The following is an 18,620-nucleotide window of genomic DNA, read 5'->3' on the forward strand; positions in this document are numbered from 1 at the left end:
ATCAAACAAAAAGGGGTCACCATCTGGCTGACCGGCTACAGCGGGGCTGGAAAATCGACCATTGCCGACCGTCTGACCCAGGAACTGACCAACCGACGCGTTGAACTGGAGGTGCTGGATGGTGATGTGGTCCGGACCAATCTTTCAAAGGGGTTGTCCTTTTCCCGTGAAGACCGGGATATCAATATACTCCGCATCGGGTTTGTGGCAGAACTGCTCACCCGGCATGGAGTGGTGGTGATCGTATCGGCCATTTCACCTTATCGTGCAGTCAGGGAAGCGGTACGGGAAAAAATCAGACATTTTGTTGAAGTATTCGTGAATGCACCGCTCGATGTGTGTGAACAACGGGACGTAAAGGGACTCTATAAAAAGGCGCGGGCTGGTGAGATCAAGGCGTTCACCGGAATTGACGATCCGTATGAACCGCCACTGAAACCTGAAGTGATCTGCAATACCGACAAGGAAAGCCTCGACGAGTCGGTGAATAAAATTCTCAGGACCCTCGAAGTCCTCGGCTACATCCCGGAAAGTGCCAACAGTCTGCTGGCCCAGGGAAATGACAGTCTTGTAAAAAATCATCTGAAATCTATGGGGATCAAATTCTGACATGAGCATGGATTACCTCGATCAACTTGAACAGAAATCGGTTCATATCTTCCGCGAAGCATACGCCAATTTCAAAAACATGTGCATGCTGTGGTCCATCGGCAAGGACAGTACCGTTCTGCTCTGGCTGGCCAGAAAAGCCTTTTATGGTCACGTTCCCTTTCCGCTGGTGCATATCGATACCAGTTACAAGATTCCCGAAATGATTCAGTACCGCGACCGGCTGGCACTGGAATGGAACCTGAATCTGGTCTACGGAGAAAACCGCGAGGCGCTCGATGCAAAAATGACCTTTCCCGATGGAAATCTGGACCGGATCGGTTGCTGCAGGGCCCTGAAAGCAGAAGCCTTGAAAAACACGCTTTCCGGTCGCTGGCCCCGGTACCGCATGAACCACCAGTTGGGAAAATATGAACGCGACACCAACACCGAGCCGTATACCGGCGTTATTGTGGGAGCCCGCGCCGATGAGGAAGGTTCACGGTCAAAAGAGCGGTATTTCTCGCCTCGTGACAAGGAAAGCTCCTGGGACATCGGCGATCAGCCACCCGAATTCTGGAATCAGTTCAAAACCGATTTCGCCCCCGGAACCCACGTCAGGATTCATCCCCTGCTCGACTGGACCGAACTGAATATCTGGGAATATATCGAACGCGAAAACATTCCCACCGTTTCGCTGTATTACAATCAGGGCGATGGATCACGCTACCGGTCGCTGGGATGCGGACCCTGTACCACACCGATTAAGTCGGATTCCAGAAATGTTCAGGAAATCATTGAGGAATTACGCGTAGGGAAATTGGCGAATGTGGCCGAACGGTCCGGACGGGCTCAGGATAAAGATGATGGCGGCGGACTTGAAACCCTTCGCCGCGAAGGATACATGTAAGGGGTAACTGGCTACTGGCTACTGGCTACTGGCTACTGGCCGCTGGCTACTGGCTATTGGCTGTGGGAGTGGTATTTAATGATTTGGTTAGAAGGAAGTTATCCCCCGATTTTCCCTTCCTTTTTCGAAGAAGGAATACAATGGCCATCCATGACAAAATTGATGTAGTTAATTAGTTCAGATGCTTAAATTTAAAAAAGTCTTTCTTTCATGAACACAACTTCTCATTTTATTATTCCGTCTATACTTTCCAAAATTGCTACCAGTCAGCAGCCCGTACCCAGCCGCCAGTTGCCAGAAGCCAGCACCCATGCGCCAGTAGCCATCAATCCTTATCCACTTAACTAACGATGGGTGACTATCAACAGCTGGAAGTATGGCAACTCTCTCACCAATTAGTATTGGATGTGTATCGGGTAACAAAGAAATTTCCAAAGGAAGAAGAATATACACTGAAATCCCAATTGCTTCGGTCGGTCATTTCGGTTCCAAATAACATCGCAGAAGGAAAAGGCAGGCAAAGTCCGAACGAGTTACGGCAGTTTCTGTACATATCACGAGGATCTCTGCAGGAAACTGAGTATTTGTTATTTTTATCAACTGACCTCGGATATATCAAAACTGAAGATTTTAACAGATTAAAAGAAAGCATTGACTCAATTGGTAAAATGCTAAACCGATTCATCCAAACAATTCAATAAATTATGTCAACCAACAGCCAGCAGCCAGTAGCCATTAACCAGAACCCATCCACCCGCCTGTCACTCGTCATTGCCGGACACGTGGATCACGGAAAAAGCACCGTGATCGGACGATTGCTGGCTGACACCAACAGTCTGCCCACAGGCAAACTGGACATGGTCCGCGCCAATTGTGAACGGAACTCCAAGCCTTTCGAGTATGCCTTTCTTCTCGATGCACTGAAGGATGAACAATCCCAGGGGATCACCATTGACTCGGCCCGGATCTTTTTCAAAAGCAAGAAACGCGAATACATTATTATCGATGCACCCGGTCACATCGAGTTTCTAAAAAATATGATTTCAGGTGCTGCACGCGCCGAGGCCGCCCTGCTGGTAATTGATGCGGCTGAAGGCGTTCGTGAAAACTCCCGCCGCCATGGTTACATGCTCTCCATGCTGGGAATCAGGCAAATCACGGTCCTGGTCAATAAGATGGACCTGGCCGATTTTGATAAGGCCCGTTTCGATTCAATTGAAAAGGAATACCGTGCCTTCCTGACCGAAGTGGGAATCGTGCCCTTGTCCTTTATTCCCATCGCTGCCCGCGATGGTGTGAACATTGCCAGCCGCGCCACCAAAGAAATGCCGTGGTATTCTGGTGACACCGTTCTGGATGCACTCGACCGTTTTCAGAAGGAGGCACTCCCCCTCGACAAGCCTTTCCGGATGCCGGTTCAGGATGTGTACAAATTCACTGCCCATGGCGATGACCGGCGGATTGTAGCCGGAACCATTGAAACCGGTCGCGTGAGAGTCGGCCAGGATGTGATTTTCTATCCATCAGGAAAACACAGTACCATTAAGACCATCGAAGGATTCAACACGCCACAACGGACAGAATCGGAAGCTGGTCAGGCGGCCGGATTTACCCTGACGGAACAGATTTACGTCAAACGTGGTGAAATCGCCGTTCTCAGCTCAGATATCCGCCCGAAAGTCAGCTCCCGGATCAAGGTGAGTCTGTTCTGGCTTGGCAAAAAGCCAATGGTGATGAAGCGGGACTATTTCCTGAAGCTGGGTACTGCCAAAATCAGCTGCCGGCTCGAAGCAGTGCACAAGCTCATCGACGCCTCCACTCTCGATTCCCGTCAGGATGCCGACCGGATCAATCGTCATGATGTGGCCGAATGTACGATCAAGCTGTCCAAACCCATGGCCTTCGATCTGGCCGACACCATTGCAGCCACCAGCCGGTTCGTTATCATCGATGATTATGAAATCACCGGGGGCGGAATCATCCGGGAAGATTTACCGGATGGTCAGGGATGGGTCCGTGAAAAAGTATTCCTCAGAAATTACAAATGGGAACAAAGTTCCATCCAGCCGGAACGCCGTGCAGTTAAATACAATCAGCGTCCGACCCTTCTTATCATGACCGGTCCGAAATCGGCTGGTAAAAAGACACTGGCCCGGGCTCTGGAAGCCGATCTTTTCAATGATGGCCGCATCGTGTACTTCCTCGGAATCGGTAACGTGATTTATGGTATTGATGCTGATATCAAGGGGAAATCTGATACCCGGGAAGAGCACCTGCGCCGTTTGGGAGAGGTGGCTCATATCATGCTTGAAAGCGGAGCCATTTTGATTGTAACCGCCGTGGAACTTACCCAGGCCGATCTGGAAATTATCAAGACCTGCGTGGCGAGCGAGCAGATCGAGGTGGTCTGGATGGGCGATTACCGTTCCACCGATGTGACCCCCGACCTTATGCTTCCCACCCATCCGGATGCCATCGAAGGAGTGGCTCAGATCAAGGATCTGCTGGTGAACAAGAATATCATCTTCAGACCGTGGTAAGCGAAGACTGAAGAATCTGACCGGTCGTGACCGATTGAACTGCGACACAACAGCCCGATGTTCATTGTCGTATTTTTGTAGTCTGTTCATGCAACTGTCTGTTGCAGGGGGAAACTGGTTCCCTCCTGCAACACTCTCCTGTACACTGGCATTGATTTTTAACAGTGTACCCGGAAATAACAAGAGCATGGCATCTGAAAGGAAACCAGTTTAGATACGGATCGGATTGTCACTTTTTCCTTCTGGCAATAAACATGGACCACGGCTGCACCAGGAATCATAGCAACAGACAATTCACACACATCCTGATAAATAATTATTCCCTTTTTCAATGAAAACACTTCTTAAAAAAGTCTTACGAAATCTTTTCGGAATCGAAAAAAAACATCAGCCGGTCTGGCTCTATCAGATGGGCAAAGTCGGATCTAAAACAGTTGAGCTTTCCATAAGAAAATCTGCCCCGGGTCTTTATATAGAACACATTCACCTGATGAACGATCTGGATGAGATCGAAAAATTGGTCAGATCCACCCGGACGGACCCAAGAAAAACGCTTAACCAGATTGAAATGGGCCGGCAGCTCAGGGCAAAAAAGGAACGGTACTTTGGTCCCCACCGGGTCATCTCATTGGTCAGAGAACCGGTAGGACGAAATGTGAGTGCCTTCTTTCAGAACATGACCGAGATTGTTCCCGACATTTTTGAACAGGCCGAAAAAGGCACCCTTGATTTCAATGAGTTATCCAACCGCTTCTATGCGGATGTTGCCACACACAATGCACCGGCAAATTGGTTCCAAAATCAGCTGCAGCCTGTTTTCGGAGTGGATGTTTACAAATACCCGTTTCCGTGGGCACAAGGGTATCAGATTATCAAAACACGGAACCTCCACCTCCTCATCATCAGAGTTGAAGATCTGAACCGGGTGTTCCATGCAGCCGTCAGAGAATTTTTAGGCATCGAAAACGCCATTATCGACCAATCAAATATTGGTGAGACCAAGGACTATGCCGATATCTACAAAAAATTCAAACAACGGAATCTGGTTACCGCGGATTACGTCAATCAGCACTACTCAACGGTTTATGCCAACCATTTTTACAGTCCTGATGAAATCAAGGCGTTCAGAGCGAAGTGGATCCAATAATCAGATCAGGATGCAGACCCGCCCTGGAAGCATCTGGCCACGACAGGACGGAATGTGATTGACGGCCGGGACTTAACCGGGTTTGGTAAAACCATGGCATTGGAAAATGACAAAACAAAATGCCTTCCTGATTTATGATTTCACATCGTGGAAACACCCTCTTTTTTACAGGGGACTAACTCGAAAATAAGTTTATGACCAATCTGACCATCATAGAAAAAACAGAAGACGCTGGCACAGACGATGGCTCCGTCGTTTCCGGCAGTTCACACGCCGGTTCAGCCATGGATGGTGACTTGCTGGTGCAGGTTGAAGGTGTCTCGAAAAAATTCTGTAAAAATCTGAAACGATCCCTGGTCTACGGAATTCAGGATCTTGGCAATGAGCTGATTGGAAGAAATCCGTCACATGATCACCTGAGGAAAGATGAATTCTGGGCGGTCAGTAATGTTTCATTCACCCTGCGCAGGGGTGAATGTCTGGGCCTGATTGGTCACAATGGCGCCGGAAAAAGCACCCTGCTAAAAATGCTGAATGGTCTGCTCAGACCAGATGTGGGAAGAATTGAAATCAACGGACGGGTTGGTGCCCTGATTGAGTTGGGTACGGGGTTTAACCCGATTCTTTCCGGACGGGAAAATATTTATGTCAATGCCCAGTTGCTTGGATTTTCCCGGGAAGAAATTGATGAAAGGCTCGAGGACATCATCGAGTTTTCAGAAATCAGGGAATTCATCGATGCACCGGTTCGCACGTACAGTTCCGGAATGAAGGTAAGATTGGGATTCTCCATTGCTTCCCAAATGAGTCCGGATGTGCTGATCATTGACGAAGTGCTGGCGGTAGGCGATCTGGGATTCCGGATGAAATGTCTGACCAAACTGGGAGACATGCTTGCCAACTCGGCGGTTATTTTTGTTTCCCATCAGATGTCTCAGGTTGCCCGTATCAGCAACAAGGTTCTCATGCTCGATCACGGCCGGGTTCACACCTATACCACCGATGTTCCATACGGACTTCTGCAATATTTTAATGCCTTTAAAGGCAGCACCAGTGTCGCAACCGGGGACGGCAAGGTGATTCTGCATTCTGTATCCATCGCCGGTGATCATTGCGAAAAAAATCCGGACCACGATTCATGGATCGTTTTACAGCGATCCACCATCCGGATCACCCTATCCCTGGAATCTTTTCTTGAAAATGGCTGGTTCCACATCAGTATCGGATTTATCGATAAAGAATCACGTGTGGTGGCCAATTTGTTTTCTCTTTACGATCACGACCCCTTCTCGGCCAAAGGACGCTTCTCGGTGACCATTGAAACAAGTGATACCAAACTGACGCAGGGACAGTATGCACTCTCCCTGACGGTCAACGGCATTTCATCTAAAGGAACCCGGCAGTTTGTTCACCTGTATAATTCAAACATCGGACAGGTGGTAGTAACGGGAAAAGCATCCACCTGGGCACCGGTCATTTTTAATGGCACCTGGTCGGTGAGCAGCGGAGAGTTGGAAAATGGCTAAAAAAACCATTTTTCTGCATATCGGGGCCATGAAGACCGGAACATCGGCCATCCAGAATGTGCTGTACCAGAAACAAAATAAACTGGCACAGACCGGGCTCTTCATTCCGACCCTTTCCAAGCGAGCCAGAAATTATCTTGGTTTCTCGCTTCTCAGTCCGGTTCCTGATTTTATTCACACCCGTCTTCCGGAGCCAGCCGGTGACCTGTACAAACAGCTGAACACTGAAATTGATCAGTGTGCCCAGAAGACTGTGGTGATTTCCACTGAATCCTGGTACCAGATCTCAACCAGTCATTTGCTTGGAGCCGAGGCCCCCCGGCAACTTCACCGGCTGCTTGGCGGTGAGCGGTCCGACCGTACTTACAAGGTTGTTTTCTTCATCCGGAGACAGGACCGGTTGATGGAATCCATCTACAACCAGCATATAAAAAACAACAACTTGTACTCACTGCTACAGAGTCCCTTTTCTGAGTTTATGGACCACTATTCCGGGTATGCCGATCTGGAAGGAATCACCCGGTCATGGGAATCCGTTTTCGGACGTGAGGCCATTGTGTTAATTCCTTACACAGAACGGAAAACCAATTCTGTTGCACTTTTCTTTGATCAGGTCGGAGTAGCCATTCCAGAAGGGATTTCTGCGGATACGGTCAACGAGTCTCTCACCAACCGGGAATCGGAACTGATGCGGCATCTGAACATGGCATCGGTGGATAAATCTACCTGGCAGAGAAACCTTGCATTGGTTCAATTTATCAATAAATGGTCCGGTGAGACCCAGAAAGGGTTCAACTACTTTTCACCGGATGAGCGGTCCGCATTTATGAACAGGTACCAGGAAGCAAATCACCGGCTTTCCCTGCAGTATCTGGCAGGAGACACTTCCTGGTTTACCGATCCTGTTACCATTCCGGAAGGGGGACCAGCCGAACCCATCACCGCCAAGGACTTCGCCCGGTTTGCAGCCAGCCTCTGGTCGCACATCAGTGATGAGGAAATTTTGCGGATCATACAGAAACCAGACACCTTCAGGTCAGAAAACCAAAGACAGAAATAGTATGAAAACTAAGTCGACCATGATTTCTGAAAATTTTCACCGGATCAGATTGAACACCGTGCAAAAGATGTAAACCGGATCGGTATTCCTAAATATATCATTCGGTATTGAATACTAAATAAAAAAATAATGAGCACCAACCAATTAGGAATTTCCGGGTCAGCAGGTCCAACAAATACTGCGATCATTATTTGCACGGAGCATGGACGACTCGAAAAACAATCATTGTTGCTGGTTATGTCATTAAGGTTGTTCGGTGGAGCCTTTTCCGGACTTCCGGTTTATAGTTTTGCTCCAAGATCCGGTCACGCCCCTTCAGCAAAAACGCTTAGATTATTTGATTTTCTGAACGTCACTCACGAGACTATACCACTAAATGTACAATACGCAGATTATCCACTGGCAAATAAACCCATCGTCTGTGATTATGCACAACATGCACTTTCAGAAAACCAACTGGTCTTTATTGATAGTGACCAGATAATTTATAATGAACCAACCCTACTTTTTAACCTTCCGGATAACACGGTAGTGGTTAAACCTGTCGATGTGAAGGGAATAGGTACAGAATCACTTGACGATAGTGTTTACTGGAAACAGATTTACAAATTATTCAATCTCACACCAACAGAATATGTTCGATCAACCATCGATAAGAAGGAAATTCTGGCTTGATTCTTACAAAAAAGACAACAGGCATTTTTAATATTTGGAACACCGTATTTACCAAAATAATGGAATCAGAAATTATACCTGAAGATGGTTATTACTTCATCGAACAAAGCAGCTTTGCCATCGCATCACTGCTTAATGGAATGAAGACTGAATTTCTTCCACCGGCATACAACATTCCAATTCATTCTAATGTATACCGAAAACAATACAGAGAGACATTGAAAGATGGAATCTCTTTCCACTATCATTCCCATCTTTTCAGGGAAAAAGGTAAATCATTTTGTGAGCTGATTGGCAATTATCATCCCAAATCCCTTCTGATAGACTACCTTGTTAATGAAATCAACAAGGAGTTTCGTTATTCATCCTTTATAAAATCAGGAATTTTCGGAGACTTGAGTAATATTAAGAAACGGTCAATAAATAGACGCACCAATTCATCAGGCTTTGAATTTTTTAAATGATGAATCCGTTATCCGCCTCGGCCTGCCACGTAATTACGGCATCAGACTCCGTTTGGATACTGGTTCGAATGAATTGGGTGTATTCAATTACTTTTTGTAGATATGGCTATCAGCTTGCGCCGTTCCTTTTGAATTCGTGGAAACGGTTTACAAATGCCTTTTATCTTGGAGGCCTGACCTTCAACCTACCTTTCCCAGACATTGTGAAGACCGGATGGTTTTGTTTAACCAGCTGGATCAGTTCGAAAGCAGGAATGACTTCCATAAGCACCATTTTTATGAGGAAATCAGGTGTCCGGCATTATGGAAAGGCACTGCATCGCCCGGGACCGGAACCGATTCAGTTCCGGGTCGACACGAAAATGATAAGCAGACCCGTTGTGTAAGGATCACGGACTGATTAATCAACCATGAATACGGAATCAACCTCACATCCACGAAGTGATCATCTGAAGTATTTTGCGGTGTATCTGCCGCAGTTTCACCCCATCCCTGAAAACAACGACTGGTGGGGCCCCGGATTTACTGAATGGACAAATGTAACCAAATCGAAACCCTTGTTCCGGGGTCATTATCAGCCCCGAATCCCACGTGATCTGGGTTTTTATGATTTGCGTTACCACCCGACGATGATTAAGCAGGCCGAACTGGCCAGATCCTACGGAATTGATGGATTCCTGTTCTACCATTATTGGTTTAATGGCAAGCAACTGATTGAGAAACCAGTCAACCAATGGCGCGACTCAGGAAAACCTGACTTCCCTTTTGCGCTTTTCTGGGCCAATGAAACCTGGTCCCGGCGTTGGATCGGGGATGATTCAAAAATTCTGATCGAGCAAACCTATTCTGAGGCCGATGATCATCGGCATTGTGCCTATCTCGTTCATATGTTTAAGGATGAACGGTATATACGGATCGACAATCGTCCCGTTTTCATTATTTACCGTCCCCAGCACCACGAAGACATCGGCCGCTTTATCAGGATTCTTCGGCAGGCCTGCACAGACGCCGGGCTTCCGCCGGCTTATGTGATCGGATCGAACAGTCATTCACGATGGAAAGATCTGATGCCTCTGGGTTTGGATTGCAATCTGGATTTTCAACCAAAGATCGGAAGGCTGCCCGATCAGGAAAAGGATGGATGGCATTGGAGACGTTTCTTCAGGAACATCTACCGCCGGTTCGGTTTGCACCCTTATAAAGTCTATGATGAGGTGAGAATCCGACCACTTCTCGAAGGGAAACTGTTTAAACCACACCACATTCCGTCCCTCATCGTCAGTTGGGATAACAGTCCGAGACGTGGGAAGGAAGGGATTGTCATTCACAATTCCTCACCCGAGAATTATGGGAATTCGCTGGACCGCATCACCCGCCGGGAAATCACCACGCCGGGGTCCCATCACATTGTGGTGATCAATGCATGGAATGAGTGGGCAGAGGGAAATTATCTGGAACCAGACCAGAAATGGGGACATGCCTACCTGCAGAAAACGCTCGAAATCAAAAAGAAATACACGAACGGGTAAGGCTATAAACGAATGACTCCGGATTCCGGAAATAACCAAAACCTGCCGCCTGTCATCTGGATGTATTGGCACGATGGAGAAGGATCTGCACCCCAGGTGGTACAAACCTGTATTGATTCCTGGAGAAAACTCAATCCGTCCTGGGAAGTTCGGTTGATTGATAAGACCAGCCTGCCACACTATTCGGACTGGACCCATCCGGTCATTTATGATCCCATCCGGGCGATCGTTGCAAATTCGAATATTCTGCGGATCGGATTGCTGCATCGGTTCGGCGGAGTCTGGGCCGATGCAACCTGCCTCTGCCTCCGTCCGCTGGATGAATGGATACACGGGGCCATCGGTGCGGGATTTTTTGCTTTTTCGAATCCGGCCCCCGATCGCCTCCTCTCTTCCTGGTTTCTGGCTGCCCAACCAGGCAACCCTTTGGTTGAAATGTGGTTTTCTGCCTCGGTGACATTCTGGAACCAGAATTCATTCGCTAAAAAACCGAATGCCTTTCTTTTCAACCGGGTGGAAAAAGTGCTATCATCCCACCGCTCCCGAACCCGTTTCTGGTTCAATCCCATCATCAGGAAGGGACTCCGGTATTACCCGTATCACTGGTTTCATTATCTGTTTGAACGGATGGTGGCCACCGACGAACAGGCTGCCTTCATCTGGAACCAGAGACACGACTATCCGGCCGATCTTCCTCATTTCGTCCAGAAACACGGACTATACAGACCCATGACTGAAGAAATTATCGCTTTCTTCAACAGACATTTGCTGCCTATGGCAAAACTGACCTGGAAGATAGATGCAGAAAAATATAAACCGGGGGTTGTTTTGCATGAATTAATTAACCAGCCTCCTCGCCTCAGACGTTCTACAGAGGTCGCCTAATGCAAAACACCGACCTTCCCCGCATCCTCTGGATGTATTGGCATCAGGGCGCCGATCAGGCCCCCCATCTGGTGAAAACCTGCATCGATTCATGGAAATCGATGAACCCCGGTTGGGACCTCAGATTGCTGGACCAGAATAGCATGAAGTCCTATATGGAGTGGACCTTCCCGGTCTTGTATGATCCGGTATTGTCCATTGTTGCTAACTCTGAGCTGCTTCGGGTAAACCTTCTCAGCCGGTACGGAGGCGTCTGGGCCGATGCAACCTGCCTTTGCCTGCAACCGTTGGATGAATGGATTGACAAGGCCATGGGCGATGGATTTTTTGCCTTTTCAAATCCGGGTGCCGACCGCCTTTTGTCATCGTGGTTTCTGGCTGCAGTTCCAGGCAATCCGCTGGTTCTCGACTGGAAAAATCGTTCCAACCGGTATTGGAAAGAACATGCCTTTCCAACCCGTGCTCCGGCTTCCATCCAGAAATTTTCGGGTCGTCTGTTCTCACGGACCACTTCACTGACCTGGTTATGGTTTACTCCCGTGGTCAGCAAATGGTTAAAACTGTATCCCTATTACTGGTTTCACTACCAGTTCGAACGGGTGGTTTCATCGAGCCACGTGGCAGCCACCATCTGGAAAAACAGGGTGGATTTTGAAGCTTCCATTCCTCATTTTTTTCAATTGTATGGTTTATACAAACCATATTCTGACGACATCCATGCCTTTCTGGACAGTCAGAGAACACCCATGGCCAAACTGACATGGAAAATTAAACCTGCCCGGTATAAACCCGGTGTGGTTCTGTATGAATTGATTGAACCCAACGGAATCAGATCCATGATCCGTCATCAGGAACCAGTCGTATGACCAAAACATGTATCATTATACTGGGAATGCACCGTTCCGGAACGTCGGTGGTAACCGGATCGGTCGGAATGGCCGGAGCCGATCTTGGTCCCAATCTGCTGGGTGAAATTTATTACAACCCGCGCGGATTGTTTGAAGATGCAAAGATCAACCTGATTAATTCCCGTTTCCTCTACAACCAAAAAACCGGCTGGTACCGGTTTTTCAGATATCATCCTTCTGAAAAGACCGACAGTTCCCCCCTCAGGCGACTGGGGACCATCATTGATCAGTTCACCGGCGATGTGATGGTGATAAAAGATCCCCGGATCGTCCTGCTGATTCCACTGTATCTGCAGGTATTGAAACAACGTGAAATCAGACCGGTTTTTGTAATTGTAAACCGGAATCCACATCATATTGCTGTGTCTCTTTGGAAAAGAGATAAAATGCCGCTTCTCTATGCTTATGCCCTCACCCGTTTTTATTACCGGCAGATGAACCGCTTTCTGGCAAACACCACGGCTACCCGTGTGGTGATAGAATACAATGACTTTCTTGACAACCCGGTTGATTCAATTAAATCCATTTTCCAGAAAGCCGGGCTCCCTCTGGATGAGCAAAAGGCTGCACAGACAGAACAATTGGTGAACAGGGATCTGAATCATGGAGGAAAGGAAACAATTCCGGTGATGAATAAAGTCCTGCATGTATTATCACTTCCGCTCATGTATCTGATTCTTCTGGCCCCCTGGCTGAAACTGGACACCCACTTCACACGACATATAATTACTCATGACTTTGATTTTGAAGGTTATCAAAAACAACACCAATGAAAACACACCCAACCAGCGACCGACTGAAATACTGGGCCATCTATCTGCCACAGTTTCACCCGATTCCGGAAAATGATGAATGGTGGGGCCCCGGCTTTACAGAATGGACCAATGTGACCCGATCGAAGCCCCTGTTCAAAGGGCATTACCAGCCCAGAATCCCGGCTGATCTGGGATTTTATGATCTCAGGCACCATCCGACCATGATAGAACAAGCCCGTCTGGCCAAGCGTTACGGCATCGATGGCTTTCTGTTTTATCATTACTGGTTTAATGGAAAGCAACTGCTCGAACGGCCGGTCAATCAATGGGTGAAGGAAGGAACTCCTGATTTCCCGTTTGCTCTTTTCTGGGCCAATGAAACCTGGTCACGACGGTGGCTGGGAGAGGAAAAAAACATCCTGATCGAACAAACCTATTCAGCCGAGGATGATATTGAGCATTGCCGGTATCTGGTTTCGGTTTTCAAAGACCCCCGGTATATCAGAATTGAAAACCGGCCCGTTTTTATAATCTACCGCCCCCTGCATCACGAGGATATCAAACGGTTCAGACAGAATCTGACCGATGCCTGTCTGGAAGCCGGTCTGCCCGAACCTTACCTGATTGGTTCCAACAGTCATTCGGTTGGTGTTGATTACCTGGAACATGGATTTGACTGCAATCTTGATTTTCATCCGCGGTTGGGCCGTCTTCGTTTCAAATCTGAAGATGGCTGGCATTGGCGCCGGTTTTTCAGGAACATTTACCGCGGCTTCGGTTTTCACCCCTACAAGGTCTATGATGAGAAACGGACCCGGCCCCTGATGACGGGCGTCCGGTTCAGATACAAATACATACCCTCGGTCTATGTCAGCTGGGATAACAGTCCACGCCGGGGGAAGGATGGTATCATTATTCATAACTGTTCACCCGAACATTACGGTGAAGCACTTGACATCATCACCAACCGCGAGATCAGTTCACCGGATACCCATCATATTGTGGTGATCAATGCCTGGAACGAATGGGCGGAAGGCAACTATCTGGAACCCGATCAGAAGTGGGGTCATGCCTACCTTCAGAAAACATTCGAAATCAAAAAGAAATATTCTGCTTCATGAAGGTTTTTTCCTTTTTCCTCCCGCAATTTCATCCGATTCCACAGAATGATGAATGGTGGGGAGCCGGATTCACCGAATGGACCAATGTTGCCCGCAGTGTACCCAAATTCAGGGGACACTATCAGCCTCATTTACCGGCTGATCTGGGATTTTACGATCTCAGGTTAGCGGACACCCGGCACCAGCAGGCCGATCTGGCCCGTCAATATGGGATTGATGGATTCATCTACTACCATTATTGGTTTAATGGAACGCGGCTTCTGCATGAACCTCTCGATTTTCTGTTGACCAAACAGGCTCCCGGATTCCCCTACTTTTTCTGCTGGGCCAATGAAAACTGGACCCGGCGCTGGGACGGAATGGAAGCCAACATTCTGATCAAACAGGACTATTCCTTTGCCGATGATCTTGAGCATATCCGGTTTCTCATTCCGTTTTTTAAAACAGAGGCCTATCATAAACGGCTTGGGTGCCCGGTACTGGCCGTTTACCGCACCGAACTGCTGCCCGATCCGGCAGAAACGGTACGGATCTGGCGTGAAGAAGTTAAAAAGGCCGGCTTCCCCGACCTGTTCCTGATCAGAATCGAAAATCTGGGCCCCAGACCAGATCCTGCAAGCGAGGGGTTTGATGCTGCGTTGGAATTTGCCCCCGATCAGGTTATCAGAGGACCCCGCTTGTATCATGGCCGACGGTATGAATGGCTCTCTGCCATGGGACTGCTCGAAAAAGGAAAAGTTGAAAACCGGCTGTACCGGTACGATTCACTCGTCAGAGCCATGTTGAATAAACGAAAACCTGGTTACCGCTGGTACCGGTGCGCCTGTCCATCCTGGGATAATTCGGCACGGCGCCAGCAAGGTGCCAGTCTGTTCCTAGATCCGGATCCCGCCCTGTTCAGAGAATGGGTAACCACCCTGCTCAGAGATTCCCTCAGCCAGCAACCAGAGGAGGATCAGTTTATTGCCATCAATGCATGGAATGAATGGGCAGAAGGATGTCACCTGGAACCAGACCAGCGGTATGGTCATGCCTGGCTTGAAGCAGTCCGCGATGCCAAACGGGATGCCGGATGTCTGTAACCAACCAGCCAGCGGTATCGGTCATTCTTCCGAATTATAATCATGCCAGATTCCTCCCGGACCGGTTAAACTCGATTCTGAATCAGACTTTCAGCCAGTTTGAACTGATTCTGCTCGATGATTGCTCAACCGATCACAGCCGGCAGATTTTATCGGAAGTCAGCGACCCGCGAATCACACACCGGATTTTTAATACTGAAAACAGCGGAAGTCCGTTTGCACAATGGAACCGCGGGGTGCAACTGGCACGCGCTCCGCTGATCTGGATTGCCGAAAGTGACGACCTGTGCGACGCCACCTTTCTCGAAAAACTGGTTCCTTACTTTGACGGTCATCCTGACCTGGCATTGGTCTATTGTCAGTCTGCCATTATCGATTCCAACGGGTCCGTTGCAGGTTCTCAGCTCGGCTGGACAGCCGATTTCGGTTCGGACCGGTGGAACACCGGATTCGTGGCAGACGGCTCAGCAGAAATAAGTCAGTACCTGCTCAGAAAATCAACCATACCCAATGCCAGCGCGGTGGTATTCCGGCGTGACCTTTTTCCCTCCGATCTGGCCTTTTCCCGGTTCAGACAAACCGGAGATACCCTCATCTGGTGTCTGATCATTGCCGGGAAACAACTTCGTTTCTTACCCGATTCACTGAATCTGCACCGCCACCATCAGGAAACAGTCAGGGCTGGCACCTCACGGTCCCGGCGATTGATCGATATCATCCGGCTGTCCCTGGAACTGGAACGCCGTCTCGGATTAACCAGATCGGACCGGAACGAATTGATCATCCGGATAGACTCCCTGGCCGGGGATATGGAAAAGGAACGGGTTTTTCCGAACTACTTTTTTCCCCTGCTACTTTCAGTATTGCCACACGTGCTCAGGCAACCCTATTTCCATACCGTTGGTCTGGTTCTGAAGACCTTTATCCGTTTTTTTAAGTTCCGTATTCAATCCCGGCTTGGTATCAGGTAAAACATCATGATCTCACATAAACACAAAGTCATTTTCATCCATCAGCGGAAATGCGCTGGCAGTTCAATTATCTCCTCCTTCGGATTAACCACCGCCGATCCCGAGTGGCATGCATTTAATGACGGCGTTGTATCAGAAAATCCCTGGTGGAGTGAAGTCAGACAACACCACGCCGACTACCACATCTTTACCGTGGTCCGGAATCCCTGGGACCGGTTTATTTCAGCCTGGAAATACCTGCCCGCCCTCCGGAACCTGCCATTGGAAACGGTGCTTCAGAACCTCCCCCGTGAGGGTCATGATTTCAGGCATATCACCCGCCCGCAATCTCAGATCCTGCTGGACAGAAATGGATCCCTGGTCGCCAACATCCTCAGGTTCGAGAATCTTCAGGCCGACTTTGATCAGTTTTGCACCACCTCCGGTATTCCGCTGAGGACACTGCCAACCATCAATCAGACCGAACATGATCACTACAGCAGGTATTTCAAGACAAAGAAAACCCGCGACCTGTTTGAACGTCATTTCTGGCTCGATATCACCCTTTTTGGGTATGAATTTGACGATGGACACAAGCCCGGTCGTTCTTTTCATTTCCCATGGAAGACGTCATTTTCGGTCGTATCTTAATATTTTAACATCTATATGCAAAAACGTATTTATTCTCCTGAGGCTGGAATCCGTCGCCCGGGAACCCTACTCTCGGGCATGTTCAGAGATCTGGCTGCTTCACGGTCACTCGGTTTCCGGCTGAGTGTGAGGAATCTGAGCGCACGGTACCGACAATCGTTCCTTGGCATTTTCTGGGCATTGGTCCCCCCTCTTGCCAGTTCTCTGATCTGGATCATTCTGAATCAGCAAAAAATTGTATCCTTCGGGCACACCGATGTTCCCTATCCGGTATTTGTGATCACCGGTTCATTGCTCTGGCAGTTTTTTTCGGAATCCCTGACCGGCATCCTGAACAGTCTGAGTTCGAACACCAACATGCTTTCCAAACTGAATTTTCCGCGCGAGGCCCTGCTGGTATCAGCTGCCATCGATATTGGTGTGAACATGCTGATTAAACTGACCCTGCTGGTGGTCGTGTATCTTTCATTCGGATTGTATTTCGGTTTGCCCGTCATTCAAACCCTGCCGGGTCTGGCCCTGTTATTCTTCCTTGGAGCCTCCATCGGTCTGTTTCTGATTCCGATTTCCATGCTGGTCAGAGACATACAGAACGGGATCGGACTGGTGCTTCAGTTTGCCATGTATCTGACCCCGGTCATCTATCCGGTAAAAGTTCATGAAGGGTGGCTGAGTTTTCTCAACTACAATCCGGTGACCCCCATTCTTCAGCTCTGCAGGGACGGACTTTCGGGGCATTGGTATCCCAACTGGCCTGAAATCCTGATCATCGGTGCCATCACCTTTCTGTTTCTTTTTATCGGCCTGATAGCGTTCCGGTTGGCCATGCCCATTCTGATTGAACGCATGGGAAGCTGACAAACCTTTTACTCTTATGCCCACTACCATTATCGATGCCAGCCGGAACCGGCTTTCCCTGAACCTGAAAGAACTCATTGCCTACCGCGATCTCATGTTTACGTTGGCGTACCGTGATCTGCGCGTCCGTTACGCACAAACGTTTCTTGGTTTTCTCTGGGCCTTCCTACAGCCGGTGGTCACTCTGACCATTTTCACCCTGGTTTTCGGGCGTGTGGCACGGGTCGATACCGGATCGGTTCCCTATCCTCTGTTTGCTCTTTGCGGAATGACTGCCTGGAATTACTTTTCCTCGGTCATGAGCGGCGCCGGGTCATCTATCATCGGAGCTCAGGGCATGATCTCGAAAATTTACTTTCCCCGCCTCGTCATTCCCCTTTCAAAATCGCTGGTGTCCCTGGTCGATTTTCTGCTGGTCTTTGTTCTTATGATCGCGCTGATGATCTGGTATGGTGTTTCTCCTGGTGCTTCCATCGTTTTTCTGCCTTTGTTTCTGGCATTGGCCCTGATCTCGGGTTTGGCGGTGGGTATCTGGCTGAGTGCCCTGACGGTGCGTTTCAGGGACTTTCAGCACATCATTCCCTTTGCCGTTCAGTTGGGGATGTATGCCACCCCGGTGGCCTACCCCGCCAATCTGGTCCCTCCTGATCTGCAGTTCTGGTATTTTCTGAATCCCATGGCCGGTGTGGTGGAAGGATTCCGCTGGTCCCTGCTCGGCGGACCCGAACCCGGTATTATGATTTTTGTATCGGCTTCGGTGGTTGTTTTACTCCTCATCGCCGGCCTGTATTATTTCAGGAAGGTCGAGTCGGTCATGGCGGATATTGTTTAAATGGTGATTGGTGATTGGTGATTGGTGATTGGTGATTGGAAAAACCCGGACCCTGAGGTTCTCGAAGGGTGAGGGGTTTTTCCCAGTTAAAAGTTAAGAGTTAAGAGTTAAAAGAAAATACATGTGATTGGTAAAACCC

19 protein-coding genes are annotated in these 18,620 nt (G+C 48.7%); all 19 read left to right on the plus strand.

The window, feature by feature from the left end:
- The 19 genes from cysC (at position 1) to HUU10_12765 (ending at position 18,481) form a co-directional block, all read left to right on the plus strand.
- Entirely contained in the window at positions 1 to 609 is a 609-nt protein-coding gene (gene cysC, locus HUU10_12675) for an adenylyl-sulfate kinase (protein ID NUQ82459.1), read from the plus strand.
- A 7-nt stretch (positions 610 to 616) separates the two neighbouring features.
- Entirely contained in the window at positions 617 to 1,498 is an 882-nt protein-coding gene (locus tag HUU10_12680; GenBank protein NUQ82460.1) for a sulfate adenylyltransferase subunit 2, read from the plus strand.
- A gap of 350 nt (positions 1,499 to 1,848) precedes the next feature.
- Complete coding sequence (locus tag HUU10_12685; GenBank protein NUQ82461.1) at positions 1,849 to 2,199, plus strand: four helix bundle protein; 351 nt, start codon at positions 1,849 to 1,851, stop codon at positions 2,197 to 2,199.
- Positions 2,200 to 2,202: 3 nt separating this feature from the next.
- The gene (locus HUU10_12690; GenBank protein ID NUQ82462.1) at positions 2,203 to 4,038 is read left to right on the plus strand and encodes an adenylyl-sulfate kinase; all 1,836 of its coding nucleotides are present in this window, start codon (positions 2,203 to 2,205) and stop codon (positions 4,036 to 4,038) included.
- A gap of 331 nt (positions 4,039 to 4,369) precedes the next feature.
- Positions 4,370 to 5,185: a hypothetical protein gene (locus HUU10_12695; protein NUQ82463.1), complete on the plus strand. Its 816-nt coding sequence runs from the start codon at positions 4,370 to 4,372 to the stop codon at positions 5,183 to 5,185.
- 194 nt (positions 5,186 to 5,379) lie between these two features.
- Positions 5,380 to 6,711: an ABC transporter ATP-binding protein gene (locus HUU10_12700; GenBank protein ID NUQ82464.1), complete on the plus strand. Its 1,332-nt coding sequence runs from the start codon at positions 5,380 to 5,382 to the stop codon at positions 6,709 to 6,711.
- Positions 6,704 to 7,771, plus strand: a complete 1,068-nt coding sequence (locus tag HUU10_12705) for a hypothetical protein (protein NUQ82465.1) — start codon at positions 6,704 to 6,706, stop codon at positions 7,769 to 7,771. The genes HUU10_12700 and HUU10_12705 overlap by 8 nt, the downstream gene beginning before the upstream one ends.
- Before the next feature lie 129 nt (positions 7,772 to 7,900).
- Positions 7,901 to 8,446 (plus strand): hypothetical protein, encoded by a 546-nt coding sequence (locus HUU10_12710; protein NUQ82466.1) that lies wholly within the window; start codon positions 7,901 to 7,903, stop codon positions 8,444 to 8,446.
- Complete coding sequence (locus HUU10_12715; GenBank protein ID NUQ82467.1) at positions 8,443 to 8,910, plus strand: hypothetical protein; 468 nt, start codon at positions 8,443 to 8,445, stop codon at positions 8,908 to 8,910. The genes HUU10_12710 and HUU10_12715 overlap by 4 nt, the downstream gene beginning before the upstream one ends.
- Positions 8,911 to 9,320: 410 nt before the next feature.
- Complete coding sequence (locus tag HUU10_12720; protein ID NUQ82468.1) at positions 9,321 to 10,439, plus strand: glycoside hydrolase family 99-like domain-containing protein; 1,119 nt, start codon at positions 9,321 to 9,323, stop codon at positions 10,437 to 10,439.
- A 12-nt stretch (positions 10,440 to 10,451) separates the two neighbouring features.
- A complete protein-coding gene (locus HUU10_12725) occupies positions 10,452 to 11,324 on the plus strand; it encodes a hypothetical protein (GenBank protein ID NUQ82469.1) in 873 nt (290 codons plus the stop codon).
- Positions 11,324 to 12,190 (plus strand): hypothetical protein, encoded by an 867-nt coding sequence (locus HUU10_12730; GenBank protein ID NUQ82470.1) that lies wholly within the window; start codon positions 11,324 to 11,326, stop codon positions 12,188 to 12,190. Before HUU10_12725 ends, HUU10_12730 begins: the two co-directional genes overlap by 1 nt.
- On the plus strand, positions 12,187 to 13,005 hold the full coding sequence (locus tag HUU10_12735) for a hypothetical protein (GenBank protein ID NUQ82471.1): 819 nt from the start codon (positions 12,187 to 12,189) through the stop codon (positions 13,003 to 13,005). The genes HUU10_12730 and HUU10_12735 overlap by 4 nt, the downstream gene beginning before the upstream one ends.
- Positions 13,002 to 14,108, plus strand: a complete 1,107-nt coding sequence (locus HUU10_12740) for a glycoside hydrolase family 99-like domain-containing protein (GenBank protein ID NUQ82472.1) — start codon at positions 13,002 to 13,004, stop codon at positions 14,106 to 14,108. Before HUU10_12735 ends, HUU10_12740 begins: the two co-directional genes overlap by 4 nt.
- The gene (locus HUU10_12745; GenBank protein ID NUQ82473.1) at positions 14,105 to 15,190 is read left to right on the plus strand and encodes a glycoside hydrolase family 99-like domain-containing protein; all 1,086 of its coding nucleotides are present in this window, start codon (positions 14,105 to 14,107) and stop codon (positions 15,188 to 15,190) included. Before HUU10_12740 ends, HUU10_12745 begins: the two co-directional genes overlap by 4 nt.
- Positions 15,181 to 16,161: a glycosyltransferase family 2 protein gene (locus HUU10_12750; protein ID NUQ82474.1), complete on the plus strand. Its 981-nt coding sequence runs from the start codon at positions 15,181 to 15,183 to the stop codon at positions 16,159 to 16,161. Before HUU10_12745 ends, HUU10_12750 begins: the two co-directional genes overlap by 10 nt.
- A gap of 6 nt (positions 16,162 to 16,167) precedes the next feature.
- On the plus strand, positions 16,168 to 16,791 hold the full coding sequence (locus tag HUU10_12755; protein ID NUQ82475.1) for a sulfotransferase family 2 domain-containing protein: 624 nt from the start codon (positions 16,168 to 16,170) through the stop codon (positions 16,789 to 16,791).
- Positions 16,792 to 16,806: 15 nt separating this feature from the next.
- On the plus strand, positions 16,807 to 17,649 hold the full coding sequence (locus tag HUU10_12760) for an ABC transporter permease (protein NUQ82476.1): 843 nt from the start codon (positions 16,807 to 16,809) through the stop codon (positions 17,647 to 17,649).
- A 16-nt stretch (positions 17,650 to 17,665) separates the two neighbouring features.
- Positions 17,666 to 18,481 (plus strand): ABC transporter permease, encoded by an 816-nt coding sequence (locus tag HUU10_12765; protein NUQ82477.1) that lies wholly within the window; start codon positions 17,666 to 17,668, stop codon positions 18,479 to 18,481.
- The last annotated feature ends 139 nt before the right edge of the window (positions 18,482 to 18,620 follow it).

The organism is Bacteroidota bacterium (assembly GCA_013360915.1).
GTDB lineage: Bacteria > Bacteroidota > JABWAT01 > JABWAT01 > JABWAT01 > JABWAT01.